A 19076-nucleotide genomic window follows, 5' to 3' on the forward strand; every position below is an offset into this window, starting at 1 on the left:
GCGGCTCAGGCCCTGGAGAGGCTGACGGGACGACGACCTCGGATGGCACCACCAGCGGCGTCCCGGTGGTGTCGACCGGTGGGCAACGATGAGGCAGCAGTCGCGCTCTGCAGCAGCATGCGTTGTTGGATCCGGGCGAGCACCGACAACGCGCACAGCGAGACGAACCCGATCAGCGCCGGTCTCGTCTGACCGAGTTGATTGTTGGCGGGCACGAAGGCTATCAGCAGGGCGAGTTGGCCGAAGAGGGCCATCGACAGGACGCGTCGCTGAAGGACGGCCTCATGCCAGAACTTGGCAAGGAACCATCCCACCACCGCCATGAGCAGAATGGCCCCAGGATATGTCAGATCCGAGGCGAGCCACGGGTAGATGGTCGACCAGTACATCCCGTCAGGCCAACCGGTCGCCACCTCGGTGCGAGTGGTGTATCGCCGTTCGCGCTGGGAGTCGAGATCTGTGTACTGCTCGATGTAGCTGCTGAGCGCCGGTGACGATCCGGTCCCCCTCGTCCATTCGAAGGGCACGCTCAGGTTGTGGCTGAGGCCCAGGTATCCGTGCGTCGGATAGGAGATGGTGATCGCGAGACCTGCGGCGAGATCTTCTCCGATCAGGCCCGCGACCACGGGGCTGCCCTGTACGGCCGGGCCCTGTCCCGATGTCCGTGCCCGGTCGCTCTGGTTGAAGGACATGTAACCGAGGAAGAGCACCAACATTGCGGCGAAGGCTGCCAGGTGCCGCCAGCTTGCCAGCCTCATCGTCCGGCTGGTGCGTATCGACCTGGAGCCGAGCAGCAGGAGATAGCTGGCTGCCCACCAGATCAGCATGTCACCCAGTCCCTTGAGGATGCCGATCGCCATGTAGTAGACCGCGTAGGAGGCAAGACTGCCGACGACGTAGAGCTGTAGCAACCGACCGAGCTTCGACCAGTGGAGGACGGCGACTGGTATGAGCAGAGGGTAGAGCGCGGACAGCAGCGTGAGCAGCTGTACCGGGCGCGAGAACTGTCCCTCCTGCTGTAGTTGCAGAAAGTAGCGCTCGCCGGGGTTGGTGACGGCGTGTGCGAGTTCGGCCGGACCCGATATGCCGATCACGTGGAGTTGCGCGACCCCGAGGAGCAGAACGTACGTGGCGCAGACGACCACCAGTCTGCGGGGTGCGGCGTGACGGCGGCCGGCGGCTGGCCGGAGCGACCTGGTCGAGGACCCATGGGCCACGTGCACGACGTACCCGACGCACAGCGCCACCATGGTTGCCGACACGAAGAGGGTGAGCTTCATCAGGTCGGGGCTTTCCGCCGCGCGGCCGAGCGTCAGGAAGAGCACATAGGTGCCGGCCAGATAGGCGACGGCCAACTTGAGGGGGATGTAGGCGGCGTTCCAGCCGCCTGTGCCGTCCTGTGTCGCGCCGCGCGGCGTGGCCCTCGTCGAGATCGTCGTCATGTGGTCCGCGCTCCTGCCCTTACGGCCTTGTCGGCGCAGGATCGTCCGACGGATGTCTGCTCGATGGGTGAGTGCCCTCGTTATAGCAGCACCCCGGCGGCGTCCTCGGGTGTTTCATGAATGTCGGTCGACCCGAGGGCCGGCAACCGGAGGCCCACAGTGGTATTGCCGCCTTGACGGCATGTTCGTCCGTTTTGAGCGTTCCCCCCGCTCGCCTGGCTCGTTGCGGGAGGTGTGACCGCCGCCCTGCGAACTGCGGCGCGGCCGTCGCGATCCCAGAACCGAGACGGGGAGCAACCAGTGACGTATTCGACCAACGGCCGCCGGGTCCTCATCACCGGCGGCACGGGTTCCTTTGGAAAGACGATGGTCCGCCGCCTCCTCGACCGTGGCGTCGGCGAGGTCCGGGTGCTCAGCCGCGACGAGGCCAAGCAGGACGACATGCGCCGGCAGCTCGGCGACGACCGGGTCCGCTACCACGTCGGGGACGTGCGCGACTACGACTCGGTGCTGCGGGCCAGCCGGGGGATCGACCACATCTTCCACGCGGCGGCGCTCAAGCAGGTGCCCTCGTGCGAGTTCTTCCCGCTGGAGGCGGTGCGGACCAACGTCCTGGGCAGCGCCAACGTCGTCGAGGCGGCGGAGCGCAACGGCGTCGGCTCCGTCGTCGTGCTGAGCACCGACAAGGCCGTCCACCCCGTCAACGCGATGGGGATGAGCAAGGCCATGATGGAGAAGGTCGCCCAGGCGCACGCCCGGAACAACCCGAACAGCGCGACCACGGTCTCCTGCGTCCGGTACGGCAACGTCATGTACTCGCGCGGCTCGGTGATCCCGCTGTTCATCGAGCAGATCAAGGCGGGCCGGGCGCCCACCGTCACGGACCCGGGGATGACCCGCTTCCTGATGTCGCTGGACGACTCGGTGGAGCTGGTCGAGCACGCCTTCCAGCACGCCCGGCCCGGCGACATCTTCATCCGCAAGGCCGTCGCCTGCACCGTCGGCGACCTGGCCGAGGCGGTCTGCGAACTCTTCGACGTGCCCGCGAAGCTCGACGTGATCGGGGTACGGCACGGCGAGAAGCAGGACGAGACGCTGGCCAGCCGGGAGGAACTCGCCCAGGCGGACGACTTCGGCGACTTCCTCCGGGTGCCGCTCGACGCCCGCGACCTCAACTACGCGCTCTACGTCTCCGAGGGCGAGCTGGGCCGGGGGCCGCGGGAGGACTTCAACTCCGCCAACGCCCCGCGGCTGGGCGTACCGGAGATCGTCGAGCTGCTGAAGACGCTGCCGGAGGTACGCGCGGAGCTGGCCCTGCGGGACCCGGTGCTGGCGTGCTGAGGCTGGCGGTCACCGGCGCCGGCGGCTTCCTCGGCTGGCACGTGCGGGTGCTGCTGCGCGTCCTCGGCCGGCCGGAGCCGGTCGTCGTCACCGGGGCCGACCTGACCGACCCGGAGCGGGTCGCGGCGAAGCTCGACGGCGTCGACCGGGTGCTGCACCTGGCCGGGGTCAACCGGGGCGAGCCGGCCGACGTGGCCGCCGGCAACGTGCAGCTCGCCGCCCAGCTCGCGCAGGGCCTCAAGCACTGCCCGACGCCCCCCGGCGCGGTGGTCTTCGCCAACTCGGTGCAGGCCGGCAACGGCACCCCGTACGGCGACGCCAAGGCCGCCGCCGCCGGCATCCTGGCCGACACGGGCCTGCCGTTCGACGACGTCCTGCTGCCCAACCTGTACGGCGAGCACGGCCGGCCGTACTACAACTCGGCGGTCGCGACGTTCTGCCGGCTGCTCGCCGAGGGCGGGCAGCCGGAGGTGCACGGCGACCGCGAGCTGAACCTGGTGCACGTCACCGACGCGGCGGCCCGGCTCGTCGGCGTCCCGGCCGGCGGCTCGTGGGACCCCGCCATGCCGGCGCTGCGGACCGGCGTACGGGCCCTCGCCGACCGGCTCGCCGACGTCGCCGCCACCTACCGCACGGGCGAGCTGCCGGCCCTGGTGGACCGGCACGACGTGCGGCTGTTCAACACCTACCGCTCGCACTGCTTCCCGGCGCACTACCCGCTGGCGCTGCCGCGCCGGGCGGACGCCCGGGGCGAGCTGGTCGAGACGGTCAGGACGCACGGGGGAGGCGGCCAGACCTTCTGCTCCACCACCCGCCCCGGCATCACCCGGGGCGAGCACTTCCACCTGGCCAAGGTGGAACGCTTCGTCGTGCTGCGTGGCACGGCGGAGATCAGCCTGCGCCGGGTCGGCGACACCGGGGTGGTGCGGTTCGCGGTCTCCGGCGACGAGCCGGCACTCGTGGACATGCCCACCATGTGGGCGCACAAGCTGGTCAACACCGGCGGCGACGACCTGGTCACCATGTTCTGGACGAACGAGCTGTTCGACCCGGAACGGCCGGACACCTGGCCCGAGCCGGTGGAGCCGGGCCGGGCGGAGCGCGCCGTGGCCGCCACGTGAGGATCGGCCTGGTCAGCCAGTGGTACCCGCCCGAAGGGGTGTTCATCCCCGGCAACCTGGCGCGGCAACTGGCCGAGCGCGACCACGACGTGCGGGTGCTCACCACCTTCCCGAGCTACCCGCACGGCCGGATCTTCCCCGGCTGGCGGCAGCGCTGGCGACACACCGAGGCCGACGGGCCGGTCGCCGTGCGGCGGGTGCCCGCCTATCCCAGCCACGACACGTCCGCCGCCCGGCGCGCGCTGAGCCACCTGTCCTTCGGGGCCAGCAGCGCGCTGGGCGGCGTCCGCTGGTTGGCCGGCGTCGACGTCACCTACGTCTACCACCCGCCACCCACCTCCGCTGCCGCCGCGGCGCTGGTCCGCCTGGCCCGGCGTACGCCGATCGTGCTGCACGTCCAGGACCTGTGGCCGGAGTCGGTGCTCGGCTCGGGCATGGCGCCCGCCGGCCGGGCGGGCCGGGCCCTGGAGCGCGGCGTCGCGGCCCTGATGCGCGCGACGTACCGCCTCGCCGGCGCCGTGGTGGTGATCTCGCCGGCGATGGCCGACCTGGTCGTGGCCCGGGGCGCGGACCCGGACCGGGTGCGGGTGGTGTGGAACTGGACCGACGACGCGCTGTTCCGGCCGGTGCCGGCCACCGACGAGGCCCGTGCGGCGCTCGGCCACCGTGGGCGCTGCACGGTGATGTTCGCCGGCAACATCGGCCTGTTGCAGGGGATCGAGACCGCGATCCGGGCGGCGGCCGTCGTGCGCGACCGGATCGATCTGGTGCTCGTGGGCTCCGGCGCCGGCGAGGAGGCCGCGCGCCGGCTCGCCGCGGATCTCGGCGCCGACAACGTGCGGTTCGTCGGCCGGCGGCCCGCCGAACGGATGGCCGCGCTGTACGCCGCCGCCGACTGGCAGCTGATCTGCCTGCGCGACCTGCCCGCGCTGCGCGGCAGTATCCCGTCGAAGTTGCAGGCCGCGCTGGCCTGCGGCAGTCCCGTGATCGCGTCGGTGGGCGGCGACGCCGCGGCCCTGGTCCGTTCGGCCGGGGTCGGCCTGGTCTCCCCGCCGGGGGACTGGCGTGCGCTCGCCGCGCGCTTCTCCGTCGCGGCGGCCGAGTCCGCGGACGCCCGGGCGGAACTGGGCCGGCGGGCCCGACGGGTCTACCAGGAGCGCATGTCGCTGCGGGTGGGCGTGGACCAGTTCGAGGACATCATGACCAAGCTGGCAGCAGAGAGAGGACGGGCATGACCCGGATCATGACGGTGGTCGGCACCCGACCGGAGATCATCCGACTGTCCCGGGTGATCGCCCGGCTCGACGACACCGTGGACCACCTGCTGGTGCACACCGGGCAGAACTGGGACAGCACCCTCTCCGACGTCTTCTTCAAGGAGTTGCGGCTGCGCGAGCCGGACCGCTTCCTGCGGGTGGACACCTCGTCGCTCGGCCGGGTGCTGGGCGGCGTGCTGGTCGGCATGGAGACGGCGATCGCCGAGACCCGGCCGGACGCGCTGCTCGTGCTCGGCGACACCAACAGCTGCATCGCCGCGCTGATGGCCCGGCGGATGCGGGTGCCGGTCTACCACATGGAGGCCGGCAACCGCTGCTTCGACCTCAACGTCCCCGAGGAGACCAACCGGCGGCTCGTCGACCACGTCGCCGACTTCAACCTGGTCTACACCGAGCACGCGCGGCGCAACCTGCTGGCCGAGGGGCTGCACCCGCGCCGGATCCTGCACACCGGCTCGCCCATGCGGGAGGTGCTGGAGCACTACCGCGCCGACGTCGCCGCGTCGGGCGTCCTGCGCCAGCTCGACCTCGCGCCCGGCCGGTACTTCGTGGTCAGCGCGCACCGCGAGGAGAACGTGGACCAGCCGGACCGCCTCCAGCGCCTGCTCGACTGCCTCCGGGCCGTCCGCGACCGGTGGGGGCACCCGGTGCTGGTCTCCACGCACCCGCGTACCCGCAAGCGGCTGGAGGCGCTGGCGCCCGACGCCGCCGCCCTCGACGGGATCGCGTTCCACGAGCCGTTCGGCCTCTTCGACTACGTGCACCTGCAGACCAGGGCGTTCTGCACGCTCTCCGACAGCGGCACGATCAGCGAGGAGGCCGCGATCCTCGGCTTCCCCGCCGTGACGCTGCGCGAGTCGATCGAGCGCCCCGAGGCGCTGGACGCCGGCGGGATCATCATGACCGGGCTCGACCCGCAGGGCGTCGTGGAGGCGGTCGAGGTCACCGTGGCCCAGGTCGCCGCCCAGGGGGTGCCGTGCCCCGTGGACTACCGGGTCCCGGACACCTCCCGCCGGGTGGTCGACTTCATCCTCTCCACCGTCCGCCGGCACCACGACTGGGCGGGCATCCGCCGCTGACCCGTACGGCGAGGGCCGGCGACCGGAGCTTCCCGGTCGCCGGCCCTCATTGTGTGGCGCGTCAGCGGGACAACGGCACCTGCACCGAGGCGCGGGGGACCGGCACGACCGGGTGGTCGCAGAGCGCGGCGAGCTGCGCGACCACCTTCTCCGGATCGTCGTACGGGTCGAGTCCGCTGACCTCGATCGGGTCCAGGGCGGGCACCGCCACGTGCGACACCAGCGGGTGCAGCGGCCGGGCGTCGGTCTCGCCGGTGCCGAACAGGTCCTCGTGCAGCTTCTCGCCGGGGCGCAGCCCGGTGTAGACGATCGGCACGCCGCTCTCCGCCTGCTCGGCCAGCTGCCGGGCCAGGTCGGCGATGCGGACGGGCTCGCCCATGTCCAGCACCAGCGCCTCCCCGTCGCGGCCGATCTCGGCGGCCTGCAACACCAGGTGCACCGCCTCCTGCACCGTCATCAGGTAGCGGGTCACCTCCGGGTGGGTGACGGTGAGCGGGTGGCCCAGCTCGATCTGCCGCTGGAACGCGGTCACCACCGACCCGCGGCTGCTCAGCACGTTGCCGAAGCGGACGCTGAGGAAGGTGCCGGGGAACCGGGAGGAGGCGTGCGCGGTCAGCCGCTCGGTGATCCGCTTCGAGTAGCCGAGGACGCTGATCGGGTCGGCGGCCTTGTCGGTGGAGATGTTGACGAAGCGGGCCACGTCGCGGCAGGCGTCGAGCACGGAGAGGGTGCCCCAGACGTTCGTCTTCACCGCCTCGCCGGGGTGCCGCTCCAGCAGCGTGAGGTGCTTGAGGGCGGCGGCGTGGAAGATGACGTCCGGCCGGCGCTCCCGCAGGATCCGCCGGATGCCCTCGTCGTCGCGCAGGTCGGCGAGGATCAGCTCGGGACCGTCCAGCATGGCCCGGCCGGTCAGTGACATCTGGAGGCCGTGCAGGGCCGACTCGTCGCGGTCGAGCATCATCAGCTCGCCCGGGTCCGCCTTCATCAGCTGCCGGCACAGCTCCGAGCCGATGGAGCCGCCGGCGCCGGTCACCAGGATCCGCCGGCCGCTGAGCCCGTCGCCGCTCAGCGCCATGTCGGCGACCACCTGTCGGCGGCCGAGCAGGTCGTCGATCTGCACGTCGCGGACGTCGGTGACGGTGATCCGGTGGTCGACGAGGTCCCGCACCGGCGGCAGCACCTTGAACGCCGCCCCGGTCTGGAGGGTGGCCTCGCGGATCTGCCGGATCAGCGCGGCGTCGGCGTTGGCGACGGAGAAGATCACCGTCGTCGCGCCGGTGCGCCGGACGGCCGCCGCCACGTCCTGACGGCCGCCGAGCACGCGTACGCCGCCGATGCGCAGGTCCCGCTTGTCGGGGTCGTCGTCGAGGGCGCCCACGGGCCGGTAGCGTCCCCGCGGATCGCCGAGCATGGCCCGTAGCAGTCCCTGCCCGGCGTCGCCGAGCCCGAAGAGCAGCACGGGGTTGGAGGACCGGGCGTCGGGCCGCATGGCGAGGTCACGGCGGTGCCGGTAGGTGAACCGGGCGGTCAGCATGAACAGCAGCGCCAGGGCGCCGCCGACCAGCGGGGTGCTCGCCGGCACCGGTCGTACGCCGGCCGGCAGCAGCCCGATCAGCATGATCGCGGCCGTGGTGGCCGCCGTGCCGGCGACCCCCTGCACCTCCTGGAGGCTGCCCAGCGGGTGGCGTCCGGAGTAGATCCGGCGGACCGCCGCGACGGCGACGTGCACGACGGCGGCGAGGGCGCCGCAGGCGGCGGCACGCGCGAGCTGGCCGGAGGCCAGGTCGAGTTCGTAACGGAACCAGACCGCTGCGGTGAACCCACCGATCCAGGCGGTGCTGTCGGTGGCGAGGAATCCGATGGTGCGGCGACGCGCCCTGGCCCGGTGTGAAATCTGTTCACCGAGTCGGGTGGCCTCTGCTTCGGGCGGCATCTGTGCTCCCTGTCCGTCTCCGAGGGCTTCCGCTACAGGCGAAAGGAGCTTTTAGGCTCTTTAGGTTGATACATGCCCGAACATAATTTTTGGGGAGTTTCGGGTTTGATGACCGATTTTTCGTCCGTGGGGCTGAGGGCTCGTCGGGTCAACGGGCAGGCACGCCCTTGACCACGACACCGTCCGGCACGTCCCGGACGACGCAGGCGCCCGCCCCGACGGTGCTGTCCCGGCCCACCCGCAGGCCCTGCAGCACGGCCGCCGTCGTGCCGACCAGCACCCCCTCCGCCAGGTGACAGTCGCCCGAGACGGCGGCCAGCGGATTGACCGAGACGAAGTCGGCGAGGGTGCAGTCGTGCCCGACCGTGGCGTTCTGGTTGAGGTGCACGTGCCGGCCGAGCGTGACGTTGGTGGTGACCCGGGCCCCGGCGAAGGCGACGAGGCCCGGGCCGTGCACCGTGTCCGGCCCGATCGTCGCCGCCGGGTGCACGAGGCTCGCCGCCGGTATGCCGTACGCCTCGACCCGGGCGGCGACCGCACGCCGCACGCGCGGGTCGCCGATGCCGACGACGTGGTGCGCGTCCGGGGGCGCGTCGCGTAGCCAGGCGACCCCGCCGAGATAGGGCACGTCGAGCCGTTGCACCCGCTTCAGGTTCTCCTCGGAGGGCCGGTCGTCGACGAACCCGAGGAGGCGCCAGCGTGGCCGGCCGGCGGCGACGTCCATCGCCCGCGCGATCGTGAGGACCTCCCGGCCGTGCCCGCCGCAGCCGACGACCACCAGCGGGACCGTCACGCCGTCGACCCTCCCATGCGGGCCGCCAGGAACTCGTCGACGGCGGCGAGGACGAGGCCGACCTGCCGCTCGTTCATCGCGCTGCCGCTGGGCAGGGCCAGCCCGTCGGCGAACAGCCGCTCGGCCACCCCGGTGACGAGGCACTCGGCGTCGGCGTACGCCGGTTGCAGGTGCATCGGCTTCCAGACCGGGCGGGTCTCGATGTCCCGCCCCGCCAGGTGGGTGGCCAGGTCGGCGGCCCGCCAGCCGGCCCGCTGCGGGTCGACCGCGATGGTGGTCAGCCAGCAGTTGGAACCGGGGTCCTCCACGCCGAGCAGCCGCACACCCGGGATCGGGGCGAAGAGCTTGGCGTACTGGTCGCGCAGGTGCCGGCGCCGGGCGATCATCCCGTCCAGCCGGACGAGCTGGGCGCGGCCCAACGCGGCGAGCAGGTTGCTCAGCCGGTAGTTGTAGCCCGTCTCGCGGTGCTCGTAGTGCGGCGTCGGCTCGCGGGCCTGGGTCGACAGGAACCGGGCCCGGGCCAGCAGGGCCGTGTCGTCGGAGACGAGCATCCCGCCGCCCGAGGTGGTCATGATCTTGTTGCCGTTGAAGGAGAGGATGCCCACCTGGCCGAAGGAGCCGGCGGGCCGGCCGTGATGGGTCGCGCCGAGGGCCTCCGCGGCGTCCTCGACCACCGGTACGCCCGCCGCCGCGCAGACCGGGGCCAGCGCGGTGTGGTCGGCGCAGCTGCCGAAGAGGTCGACGGGGACGACCGCGCCGACGCGCTGTCCCCGCAGGACGAGTGCCCGGATCAGCTCGTCCACGAGGGCCACGTCGACGTTCCCGGAGTGCGGGTCGCAGTCGACGAAGACCGGCCGGGCGCCGGCGTAGCGGACCGCGTTCGCGCTCGCCACGAACGTCAGCGTCGGCACGATGACGGCGTCCCCGGGCCCGACTCCCACCCCGAGCAGCGCCAGGTGCAGCGCGGCCGTGCCGGAACTCACGGCGACGGCCCCGCGGGTGCCCACCCGCGTGGCGACCTCGCGCTCGAACGCGTCGAGGTCCGGGCCGACGGGCGCGACCCAGCCGGACCGCAGGGCGGCGACGACGTACGACTCCTCCAGCGGCCCGACGTCGGGCGGGGACAGGTGGATGGTCCCGCTCATCGGCCACCTCCGGCGGGAACGGTGAGGGCGGCGGGACCCGGCGCCGCGGGGGCGGGCGGGGGCGTGCCGAGGAACTCGGGCGCCGTGGCCGAGCCCGCCGCGGAGATACCCTCCCGGCGCAGCACGGTGCGGACGGTCGCGGCGAGGATCGACAGGTCCAGCCGCAGGCTGCGGTGGTCGACGTACCAGACGTCCAGGTCCAGCTTCTCCTCCCAGCCCAGGCTGTTGCGGCCACGCACCTGGGCCAGCCCGGTGACGCCCGGCCTGACCTCGTGCCGGCGGGCCTGGGTGGGGGAGTAGCGCGGCAGGTACTCGGTGAGCAGGGGCCGGGGCCCGACCAGGCTCATGTCGCCGCGCAGCACGTTCCACAGCGTCGGCAGCTCGTCCAGGCTGGTGGAACGCAGGAAGCGCCCCAGCGGCGTCAGCCGGTCCCCGTCGCGCACCCGTCCCCGCAGCGGATCCGGCGGGAGCATGGTGCGGAACTTGACCAGATCGAACACCCGGCCGTGCCGCCCCACGCGGGGCTGCCGGAACAGCACCGGCCGACCGAGTCCCGCCGCCACCAGCACCGCCACGACGAGGACCAGCGGCGCGGTCAGCACCAGCAGCACCGCGGCCGCCAGCACGTCGATCGCCCGCTTCAGGGCCTCCGGTCGGGGCCGCTCCGCGAGGCTTCCTCCCGGCGTGTGCACGGAACCAGGCAAGGCTTCGACCTCCAGGGCAGAGTCGGGCACCAGTCGACAAACACGTTCTAACAGGGGCGAACGCGCCAGTGGTGCGAAATGGCGACACTCGCGCCGTTCCCGACAGGTCAACCGCGCAACGGCCCGTCAGGACGCGGCCGGACGCGGAAAGACGTGCTTCCCGACGCGAGCGCGCCGGCAGTAGAGTGCCGACGGTCGACGACACGGGGGAGATCCGGTGCTGCATCTGAGGGTGATCGCGCCGCCGGACCAGTCCTCGGCCGTGGCGGACCTGCTGGCCGCCGATCCCGGAGTGACCCACCTGGCGGTGCTCCCCGGCGCCGCCCGTCAGCCGGCGGGCGACCTCATCCTCTGCGACGTGGTCCGGGAGAGCGCCGACAACGTGCTGGCCGGGCTGCGGCGCCTCGGTGTGGAGGAGCGCGGCGCCATCTCGGCCGACGACGTCGAGCTGGCCATCTCATCGGCGGCCGACCGGGCGGCCCGGAAGGCGCCGGGCAGCGGGGCGGACGCGGTGGTCTGGGACGAGATCGCCGCCAAGACCGGCGAGCAGACGGAGCTCTCCGCCACCTACCTCGTGCTGATCACCGTCGCCACCATGCTCGCCGGCGTCGGCGTCCTGCTCGACCAGCCGATCCTCATCGTCGGCGCGATGGTCGTCGGCCCCGAGTTCGGCCCCCTGGCGGCGCTCTGCGTGGCGCTGCTGCGCCGCGACCTGCCGGTCATCGGCCGGTCGGTGCAGGCCCTGGTGGTCGGCTTCCTCGCCGCGATGGTGGTCACCGTCCTCAGCACCTGGGGCCTGGACGCGGTGGGGCTGGTCGAGCGCGGGATGCTGGAGTCCGAACGCCCCCTGACCGACTTCATCTGGCGGCCCGACGCGCTGTCCTGGGTGGTCGGCCTGCTGGCAGGAGTCGCCGGCATGCTCTCCCTGACCTCGAAGAAGTCCGGCAGCCTGGTCGGCGTGCTCATCTCGGTGACCACCGTGCCGGCCGCCGCCAACGCGGCCGTCGCCGTCGCCTACGGGGTCTGGCACGAGGCGTCCGGCTCGGCGCTCCAACTGGTGATCAACCTCTGCGCGATCCTGCTCGCCGGCCTGGCCACCCTGCTGGTGCAGCAGGCCTGGTGGTGGCACCTGGGCCGGCGGCGCCGGCTCCGCCGACCGGGCGGCGTCATCCGCTGACCCGCCTGGGCCGCCGGGCCGCCCGCGCCCAGCCCGGAGGCCTGCCCCCACGCGCTGCTCCGAACACCGCGCCCCGCTCAGGGCGTCGCGCCGCCCGCCTCCAACCGGCGCTCCAGCAGCGTGCGCAGCGGGATCGACTCGCCGTCGCGACCGCCCGCGCCGACCACGAGCGGCGGCGGACTCGGCTGGGGCTCGACTCCGAACAGCAGGGCGCGCGGTCCGCCGGCCACGGTCAGCAGGTGGAACCGCCCGTCGACGTCGACGGCCCGGGTGCGGGCCCGGTCGACGTACCAGCCGCGCAGCCCCGTCCGGTAGCTGCCGCGCCCGTCGAGCCCCCGGGCCGTGAGCCGTTCCGTGGGCAGCCCGCGCCGGGTCGCCTCGGCGACGAACCAACCGACCAGCTCCGCCGCCTCGGTGCGCTCGGCCGCCCGCCGGCGTTCGTCGGCCGCCGCGTGCGCCCGCACCGCCCGCTGCTGCCGCTCCCGCCACTCCAGGCCGTCGCCCACATCCACGAACGCGACGGTACGCCCCACCGCCCACCACCGGACAGCCCCACCGCCCGTCACCGTGGGATTCGGTGTCCGGTCGGTGGGGGTCGCTCGTGGGCCGGCGTGGCGTCAGGCCAGTCCGGCCCGGCGCAGCGCGTCCGCCATGGCGTCGTTGGCCGGCGCGGGTCCCGCTCCGCCACGGCCCTGCCGTTGCGCCCCGCCTCGCCCGCCGCCCTGCCCGGACTGACCGCCGCGCCCGCCGCCCTGCGCGCCCCGGTCACCGCGTCCACCGCCCTGGCCGGGCTGGCCGCCCTGCCCGCCCCGCGCGGCGCCCCGGTCGCCGCGCGGTCCGCCCTGACCGCCACGGTCGCGGCGCCCGCCGTCCGGGCCGCCGCGTCCGGCGCCCGCCTCTGCGTCGTCCTCCAGCCGGAGGGTGAGCGAGATCCGCTTGCGGGGCACGTCGACGTCGAGCACCTTGACCCGGACCACGTCGCCGGACTTGACCACCTCGCGCGGGTCCTTCACGAACGTCCGGGACATCGCCGAGACGTGCACCAGCCCGTCCTGGTGCACGCCGACGTCCACGAACGCGCCGAACGCGGCCACGTTGGTCACCACGCCCTCCAGCACCATGCCCGGGACCAGGTCGCCGATCTTCTCCACCCCCTCGACGAAGGTGGCGGTGCGGAACTCCGGCCGCGGGTCGCGGCCCGGCTTCTCCAGCTCGGCGAGGATGTCGGTGACGGTGGGCAGGCCGAAGGTGTCGTCGACGAAGTCGGTGGCCCGCAGCCCTCGCAGGATGGCGCTCCTGCCGATCAGCGACCGCAGGTCCTGCCCCGTGGTGGACAGGATCCGGCGGACCACCGGGTACGCCTCGGGGTGCACGCTGGAGGAGTCCAGCGGGTCGTCGCCGCCGGGGATACGCAGGAAGCCGGCGCACTGCTCGAAGGCCTTCGGCCCGAGCCGGGCGACCTTCTTCAGCTCCGAGCGGGTGCGGAACGGACCGTTCGCGTCGCGGTGCAGCACGATGTTCTCCGCCAGCCCGGCGCCGATGCCCGAGACCCGGGTCAGCAGCGGCGCGGAGGCCGTGTTGACGTCGACGCCGACCGCGTTGACGCAGTCCTCCACCACCGCGTCCAGCGACCGGGACAGCTTCACCTCCGACAGGTCGTGCTGGTACTGGCCGACCCCGATCGAGCGCGGGTCGATCTTCACCAGCTCGGCGAGCGGGTCCTGCAGGCGGCGCGCGATGGAGACCGCGCCGCGCAGCGAGACGTCCAGCCCGGGCAGCTCCTGGGAGGCGTACGCGGAGGCGGAGTAGACCGACGCGCCGGCCTCGGAGACCACCACCTTGGTCAGGTTGAGCTGCGGGTACCGCTTGATCAGCTCGCCGGCGAGCTTGTCGGTCTCCCGGCTGGCGGTGCCGTTGCCGATGGCGACCAGCTCGACGCCGTGCGCCCCGGCCAGCCGGGCGAGGGTCTCGATCGAGGCGTCCCACTGCCGGCGCGGCTCGTGCGGGTAGATCGTGTCGGTGGCGACCACCTTGCCGGTGGCGTCCACCACGGCGACCTTCACACCGGTACGCAGGCCCGGGTCCAGCCCCATGGTGGGTCGGGTGCCGGCCGGCGCGGCGAGCAGCAGGTCACGCAGGTTGGTCGCGAAGACCCGCACCGCCTCCTCCTCGGCCGCCTGCCACAGCCGCATCCGCAGGTCCGCCCCGAGGTGGATGAGGATCCGCGTACGCCAGGCCCAGCGCACCGTGTCGGCCAGCCAACGGTCCGCCGGCCGGCCCTGGTCGGTGATGCCGAACCGCCCGGCGATCGCCGCCTCGTAGCGGCTCGGCCCGGTGACCACCGCGTCGGCCTCGCCGGCCTCCTCGGGCTCCATGGTCAGGTCGAGTACGCCCTCCTTCTCGCCCCGGAACATGGCCAGGATCCGGTGCGAGGGCAGCTTCGGGTACGGCTCGGCGAAGTCGAAGTAGTCGGCGAACTTCGCGCCGGCCGACTCCTGCCCGTCGCGTACCCGGGAAGCCAGCCGGCCCCGCGACCACATCTGCTCGCGCAGCGTGCCGATCAGGTCGGCGTCCTCGGCGAAGCGCTCGATGAGGATCGCGCGGGCGCCCTCCAGGGCGGCGGCGGCATCGGCCACGCCCTTCTCCGCGTCCACGAAGCCGGCGGCGGCCTGGCGCGGGTCCTGCCCCGGGTCGGCCAGCAGCGACTCGGCGAGCGGCTCCAGCCCGGCCTCGCGGGCGATCTGCGCCCGCGTGCGGCGCTTGGGCTTGTACGGCAGGTAGATGTCCTCCAGGCGGGACTTCGAGTCGGCCGCCATGATCTGCGCTTCCAGGGCCTCGTCGAGCTTGCCCTGGCCACGGATCGACTCCAGCACCGCCGCGCGCCGCTCGTCCAGCTCGCGCAGGTAGCGCAGCCGCTCCTCCAGGGTGCGCAGCTGGGTGTCGTCGAGCAGGCCGGTGGCCTCCTTGCGGTAGCGGGCGATGAACGGCACGGTCGCACCGCCGTCGAGCAGCTCCACGGCCGCCCGTACCTGACGCTCGGCGACGCCGAGCTCGTCGGCGATCCGCTGATGAACAGAGAGGGTCACGATCTCGATCCGCCTTCGGTGTGGGTTCCGCCCTGCATTGTGCCGGCCCGCACCGACGCCCGTCGCCGCCCCCGCCCCGGCGTGCCGCCCCGCCCTTCCTCGCACCGCCCGCCCGCGACGCCGCCCGCTGCGCTAGCGTGGCGATCATGGAAAATCCCGTGGACCCGCGCGCCCGGCGGCTCTTCGGCGGCAGCGCCCGGGCGCTCGGCGACCTCGCCACCAGCCCGTTCCGGGCCGACCGCGACCGCATCGTCGCCTCACCGTTCTTCGCCCGGCTCAACGGCGTGACCCAGGTGGTCAGCCCCGGCGGCTCCGGCCTGCTCGTGCACAACCGGCTGACCCACAGCCTCAAGGTGGCGCAGGTGGCGCGTGCCATCGCCGAGCGGCTCACCGCCGACGAGGCGCACCGCGACCTGCTGGAGAAGTTGGGCGGCTGCGACCCGGACGTGGTGGAGGCCGCCGCGCTCGCGCACGACCTCGGCCACCCGCCGTTCGGGCACCTGGGGGAGCGGGTGCTGGACCGGCTGGCCCGGCAGCGGCTCGGGTTGACCGACGGGTTCGAGGGCAACGCCCAGTCGTACCGGATCGTCACCAGCACCGAGATCCGCGGCGCGGCGACCACCGGCCTCGACCTCACGGCGGCGGTGCGGGCGGCCCTGCTGAAGTATCCGTGGACGCGGCTGGACCATCCCGATCCGCACCCCCGGCTGCTGGACCCGCCGCCGCGCGGCGCCACCCCGCCGCCGGACGACCCGGACAGCGGCTCGTCGAAGTTCGGGGCGTACCGGACCGAGCTCGGCGACCTGCGGCAGGCCCGGGAGCCGTTCGTGGGGCGCATCCCGGACTGGCAGCAGACCCCCGAGGCGTCGATCATGGACACCGCCGACGACGTCGCGTACGCGATCCACGACGTGGAGGACTTCTACCGGGTCGGGGTGCTCCAGCAGGGCGCGGTGGCCGCCGAGCTGATGGCCTGGCAGCGCGAGAGCGGGCACTTCCGGGCCATCACCGACGCGGCCCTGGCCGCCGCCGCCCGCCGGCCCGGCTCGGCGATCGAGCGGCTGCGCCGGCAACTGCACCGCAAGGACGCCTGGATCGCCGACGACGAGGCGTTCGCCGCCGCCGTCGAGCACGTCCGCGAGGAGTTGGTGGAGGGGCTGCTCGCCATGCCCTTCGACGGCTCCATCGAGGCCGAGCAGTACGTGGCCCGGTTCTCCGCCCGGTGGACGACCCGCTTCGTCGACGCGATCACCGTCGTCGAGCAGCCGGCGGTCCGCTCCGGTCACGTGCTGCTCGCCCCCGCGCAGTGGCACGAGGTGCAGGTGCTCAAGTTCGTCCACCACCGGTTCGTGCTGGCCCGGCCGGACCTGGCCCTGCACCAGCGCGGGCAGGCCCGGCTGCTGGGCACCCTGGTGGAGGCGCTGCTGGAGTGGCTGCTCGACCCCGAGGAGGAGTCCCGGCTGCCGCGCCGCCTGCACGACCTCGTGGAGCTGGCCGAGGCGGAGCTGCACCCGCGTACGCCGGACCGGATCGGCAAGGCCCGCGGGCGGGCGATCGTCGACTTCGTCGCCCAGCTCACCGACGGCCAGGCGGTCGCCATGCTGGACGCCCTGTCGGGCCGCTCCGGGGCGCTCTGGACCGACGCCTTCGTCCTCTGAGGGCGCTCAGGCGACGGCCTGCCACCAGCCGTCGACGGCCGGCGGGTCGTCCACCACCACGCGTTCGCCGGGGCGGGGCACGGCCAGCCGTACGTCCCGGGCCTTCGCCTCGGCCCAGATCCGGTCCACCGGCTCGGACCAGTCGTGCAGGGCGAGGTTGAACGTCGCCCAGTGCACCGGTAGGAGCAGCCCGCCGCGCAGGTCGAGGTGGGCGGCGACGGCCTCCTCGGGGAACATGTGGATGCTCGGCCAGGCCCGGTCGTACGCCCCGATCTGCATGAGCGTGACGTCGAACGGCCCGTGCCGCTCGCCGATCTCGGCGTAGCCGTCGAAGTAGCCGGAGTCGCCGGTGTAGAAGACCTTGCGGTGCGCGCCGGCGACCACCCAGGAGCTCCAGAGCGTCCCGTCGCGGCGCAGCCCCCGGCCGGAGAAGTGCTGTGCGGCGGTGGCCGTGATCTCCAGCCCCGCCACGCGGTGGCTCTCCTCCCAGTCCAGCTCGACGATCCGCCCGGCCGGTACGCCCCACCGGTCCAGGTGCGCGCCCACGCCCAGGGGCACCAGGAACGGCGCCGACTGTAGGGCGGTCAGCGCGTGGACGGTCGCCATGTCGAGGTGGTCGTAGTGGTCGTGCGAGATCAGGATCGCGTCCACCGGGGGCAGTTCGTCGAGGCGTACCGGCGGCTGGTGCAGGCGGCGCGGGCCGACCAGGCTCGACGGGGAGCACCGGTCGCTCCACACCGGGTCGAGCAGCACCCGGCGGCCCTCGATCTCGATCAGCGCGGAGGCGTGGCCGTACCAGACGACGTTCAGCTCACGCCCGGCGTCGGTGGCCGGGGCGGCGCCCGGACGCGACAGCGGCACGGCGACGCTCGGCCGGCGCTTCTGCTTGCCGAAGATCAGCTCACGGACGAGGTTGCGGTCGGGGGCGCCGGCCATCGAGCGGGAGCCGCCCGGATTGCGGAAGACGCCGTCGTGGAACCGGGGCGAGCGGGCGGCCCGCTCCGCGCGGGCGCCGGTGAGCCGGCCGCCGAGCGCCGCCGGCACGTCCCGGGCCACCCACGCGAGCCCGGCGAGCGCGGCCAGCCCGGCCGCCCCGCGTAGCCGCCGCCCGAGTGCCCGGTCGGGTCCCGCGCGTTCCGGTGCTGCGCCCATCGTCGTCCCTCCGCCGTGTCCCGTCGTACACGGTAGCCCGGTCACCATGGGACCGGCGGAAGGTCGGCGGGGCCCGCCGGGACGGCGGGCCCCGCACGTCGCGGGGCGGCTCAGCCGCCGTTGCTGGGCCGTTGGGCGGTCGGCCGGTGGGTGACGCCGGTGCCGGTGAGGCGGTCCACCGAGGCCAGGAAGCGCCGGCCCATCCGGGCGCGGGCCTCGACGGCGGGGTGCGTCGCGCCGTAGTCGGCCGGCTCGGCCTGCCCGTCGGCGAAGAGGGCGTACGTCAGCACGGGCGCGCCCGCCGTGTCGAAGATCACCCCGGCCTCGTGCCGGGCGTCGGCGAACCAGCCGGCCTTCGTGGCGACGCGGGCCCGCTCGGTCGAGGACATGACCCGCCGGATCCCGTCGGTGTACGCGACGGGAGCGCGCAGCAGCCGCAGCACGAACGCCGTGCCGGCCGGCGAGAGCAGCGTGCCGGCCACCAGCGCGCGCAGCAGGTCGTGGGTCTCCCGGGGGGTGCTGGTGCCGAGGAAGAACCGGTTGGGGTTGGCGACGGGCTGCACCTGCGTGTTCGGGAAGCCCTTGCCGCGCAGGATCGCGTTGAGCTCGGCGGCCGGGCAGACCAGGCCGCACAGTCGTACGGCCGTGTCGTCGGAGACGGTCAGCAGGTTGGCCAGCACGTGCCCGAGCGTCACGAAGCTCGGGTACGCCCCGTCGAGGCTGAACATGCCGTCCCCGCCGGGCACCACGATCGCCTCGGTCACCTCGACCCGCTGGTCGAGCGTCAGCAGTCCCCGGTCGACCTTGTCGAGCACCGCCACGGCGACCGCGATCTTGTTGACGCTGTACGCCTCGATGCGCCGGTCCGGCTCGTCGGACACGGCCACCACCGGGGCGCCGGCCGGGTCGGCGACGCTGACGTACGCCTGCCAGTTGCCGCCCGCTGCCACCGTCTGCCGCTCGTAGATCGCGGCCACCCGGCGGGCGGCCTGCCCGGGCGTCGCCGGAGCCGGTTCGGCGACCTCGGGGGCGGCGGACGCCGGCGCGGCGGCGCCGAGCACCGTTCCCGCCGTGGCCACCGTGCCCAGTCCCAGCGCGGTCCTGCGGTTCACCCGGATAGTCAATCGTCTCTCCCGTCGTGGTGGGCCAGCCCACCACCCTAGGCGAA

At 73.6% G+C, this 19076-nt stretch carries 15 protein-coding genes; 6 read left to right on the forward strand and 9 right to left on the reverse strand.

Annotated features, from left to right (window positions below; genetic code table 11):
• Nucleotides 1-5 precede the first annotated feature (5 nt).
• A complete protein-coding gene (locus ACN27A_RS31540) occupies nucleotides 6-1442 on the reverse strand; it encodes a hypothetical protein (protein WP_421458105.1) in 1437 nt (478 codons plus the stop codon).
• 300 nt (nucleotides 1443-1742) lie between these two features.
• On the opposite strand from ACN27A_RS31540, the gene ACN27A_RS31545 reads away from it, so the two are divergent.
• From ACN27A_RS31545 to wecB, 4 genes are read left to right on the forward strand one after another with little or no spacing between them, the layout of a single operon-like run.
• Nucleotides 1743-2783 (forward strand): SDR family NAD(P)-dependent oxidoreductase, encoded by a 1041-nt coding sequence (locus ACN27A_RS31545; RefSeq protein WP_421458106.1) that lies wholly within the window; start codon nucleotides 1743-1745, stop codon nucleotides 2781-2783.
• Nucleotides 2777-3904, forward strand: a complete 1128-nt coding sequence (locus ACN27A_RS31550) for an NAD-dependent epimerase/dehydratase family protein (protein ID WP_421458107.1) — start codon at nucleotides 2777-2779, stop codon at nucleotides 3902-3904. Before ACN27A_RS31545 ends, ACN27A_RS31550 begins: the two co-directional genes overlap by 7 nt.
• Complete coding sequence (locus ACN27A_RS31555) at nucleotides 3901-5139, forward strand: glycosyltransferase family 4 protein (protein WP_421458108.1); 1239 nt, start codon at nucleotides 3901-3903, stop codon at nucleotides 5137-5139. Before ACN27A_RS31550 ends, ACN27A_RS31555 begins: the two co-directional genes overlap by 4 nt.
• The gene (gene wecB, locus ACN27A_RS31560) at nucleotides 5136-6260 is read left to right on the forward strand and encodes a non-hydrolyzing UDP-N-acetylglucosamine 2-epimerase (protein ID WP_357578507.1); all 1125 of its coding nucleotides are present in this window, start codon (nucleotides 5136-5138) and stop codon (nucleotides 6258-6260) included. Before ACN27A_RS31555 ends, wecB begins: the two co-directional genes overlap by 4 nt.
• Before the next feature lie 61 nt (nucleotides 6261-6321).
• Here wecB and ACN27A_RS31565 read toward each other — a convergent pair whose 3' ends face one another.
• The 4 genes from ACN27A_RS31565 to ACN27A_RS31580 form a co-directional block, all read right to left on the reverse strand.
• Nucleotides 6322-8193, reverse strand: coding sequence for a polysaccharide biosynthesis protein (locus ACN27A_RS31565; RefSeq protein WP_421458109.1), 1872 nt, complete (start codon nucleotides 8191-8193; stop codon nucleotides 6322-6324).
• 148 nt (nucleotides 8194-8341) lie between these two features.
• The gene (locus tag ACN27A_RS31570; RefSeq protein WP_421458110.1) at nucleotides 8342-8986 is read right to left on the reverse strand and encodes an acetyltransferase; all 645 of its coding nucleotides are present in this window, start codon (nucleotides 8984-8986) and stop codon (nucleotides 8342-8344) included.
• A complete protein-coding gene (locus ACN27A_RS31575) occupies nucleotides 8983-10131 on the reverse strand; it encodes a DegT/DnrJ/EryC1/StrS family aminotransferase (protein WP_421458111.1) in 1149 nt (382 codons plus the stop codon). The genes ACN27A_RS31570 and ACN27A_RS31575 overlap by 4 nt, the downstream gene beginning before the upstream one ends.
• Complete coding sequence (locus ACN27A_RS31580) at nucleotides 10128-10823, reverse strand: sugar transferase (RefSeq protein ID WP_421458112.1); 696 nt, start codon at nucleotides 10821-10823, stop codon at nucleotides 10128-10130. The genes ACN27A_RS31575 and ACN27A_RS31580 overlap by 4 nt, the downstream gene beginning before the upstream one ends.
• Nucleotides 10824-11052: 229 nt before the next feature.
• Here ACN27A_RS31580 and ACN27A_RS31585 point away from each other — a divergent pair, with 229 nt between their 5' ends.
• Nucleotides 11053-12012 carry a DUF389 domain-containing protein gene (locus tag ACN27A_RS31585; RefSeq protein ID WP_421458113.1) on the forward strand — a complete coding sequence of 320 codons (960 nt, stop codon included), beginning with the start codon at nucleotides 11053-11055 and terminating at the stop codon, nucleotides 12010-12012.
• Nucleotides 12013-12089: 77 nt separating this feature from the next.
• On the opposite strand, the gene ACN27A_RS31590 is transcribed toward ACN27A_RS31585, so the two are convergent.
• Together ACN27A_RS31590 and ACN27A_RS31595 are read right to left on the reverse strand one after the other, a co-directional pair.
• Nucleotides 12090-12524 carry a hypothetical protein gene (locus tag ACN27A_RS31590; RefSeq protein ID WP_421458114.1) on the reverse strand — a complete coding sequence of 145 codons (435 nt, stop codon included), beginning with the start codon at nucleotides 12522-12524 and terminating at the stop codon, nucleotides 12090-12092.
• A gap of 105 nt (nucleotides 12525-12629) precedes the next feature.
• On the reverse strand, nucleotides 12630-15098 hold the full coding sequence (locus ACN27A_RS31595; protein WP_421458115.1) for a Tex family protein: 2469 nt from the start codon (nucleotides 15096-15098) through the stop codon (nucleotides 12630-12632).
• Between the two features lie 146 nt (nucleotides 15099-15244).
• Between ACN27A_RS31595 and ACN27A_RS31600 the strand changes: the two genes are divergently transcribed.
• Nucleotides 15245-16756, forward strand: a complete 1512-nt coding sequence (locus tag ACN27A_RS31600) for a deoxyguanosinetriphosphate triphosphohydrolase family protein (RefSeq protein ID WP_421458116.1) — start codon at nucleotides 15245-15247, stop codon at nucleotides 16754-16756.
• Between the two features lie 6 nt (nucleotides 16757-16762).
• On the opposite strand, the gene ACN27A_RS31605 is transcribed toward ACN27A_RS31600, so the two are convergent.
• Complete coding sequence (locus ACN27A_RS31605; RefSeq protein ID WP_421458117.1) at nucleotides 16763-17908, reverse strand: MBL fold metallo-hydrolase; 1146 nt, start codon at nucleotides 17906-17908, stop codon at nucleotides 16763-16765.
• A 110-nt stretch (nucleotides 17909-18018) separates the two neighbouring features.
• Entirely contained in the window at nucleotides 18019-19020 is a 1002-nt protein-coding gene (locus ACN27A_RS31610; protein WP_421458118.1) for a serine hydrolase, read from the reverse strand.
• Between the last annotated feature and the right edge of the window lie 56 nt (nucleotides 19021-19076).

This window comes from Micromonospora sp. WMMD737 (assembly GCF_049179055.1).
Lineage (GTDB): Bacteria > Actinomycetota > Actinomycetes > Mycobacteriales > Micromonosporaceae > Micromonospora > Micromonospora reichwaldensis.

Coding starts and splice junctions, on each gene's coding strand:
- ACN27A_RS31540 (WP_421458105.1), bottom strand. CDS start 1,442: ATGACGACGATCTCGACGAGGGCCACGCCGCGCGGCGCGACACAGGAC.
- wecB (WP_357578507.1), top strand. CDS start 5,136: ATGACCCGGATCATGACGGTGGTCGGCACCCGACCGGAGATCATCCGA.
- ACN27A_RS31565 (WP_421458109.1), bottom strand. CDS start 8,193: ATGCCGCCCGAAGCAGAGGCCACCCGACTCGGTGAACAGATTTCACAC.
- ACN27A_RS31575 (WP_421458111.1), bottom strand. CDS start 10,131: ATGAGCGGGACCATCCACCTGTCCCCGCCCGACGTCGGGCCGCTGGAG.
- ACN27A_RS31600 (WP_421458116.1), top strand. CDS start 15,245: ATGGAAAATCCCGTGGACCCGCGCGCCCGGCGGCTCTTCGGCGGCAGC.
- ACN27A_RS31605 (WP_421458117.1), bottom strand. CDS start 17,908: ATGGGCGCAGCACCGGAACGCGCGGGACCCGACCGGGCACTCGGGCGG.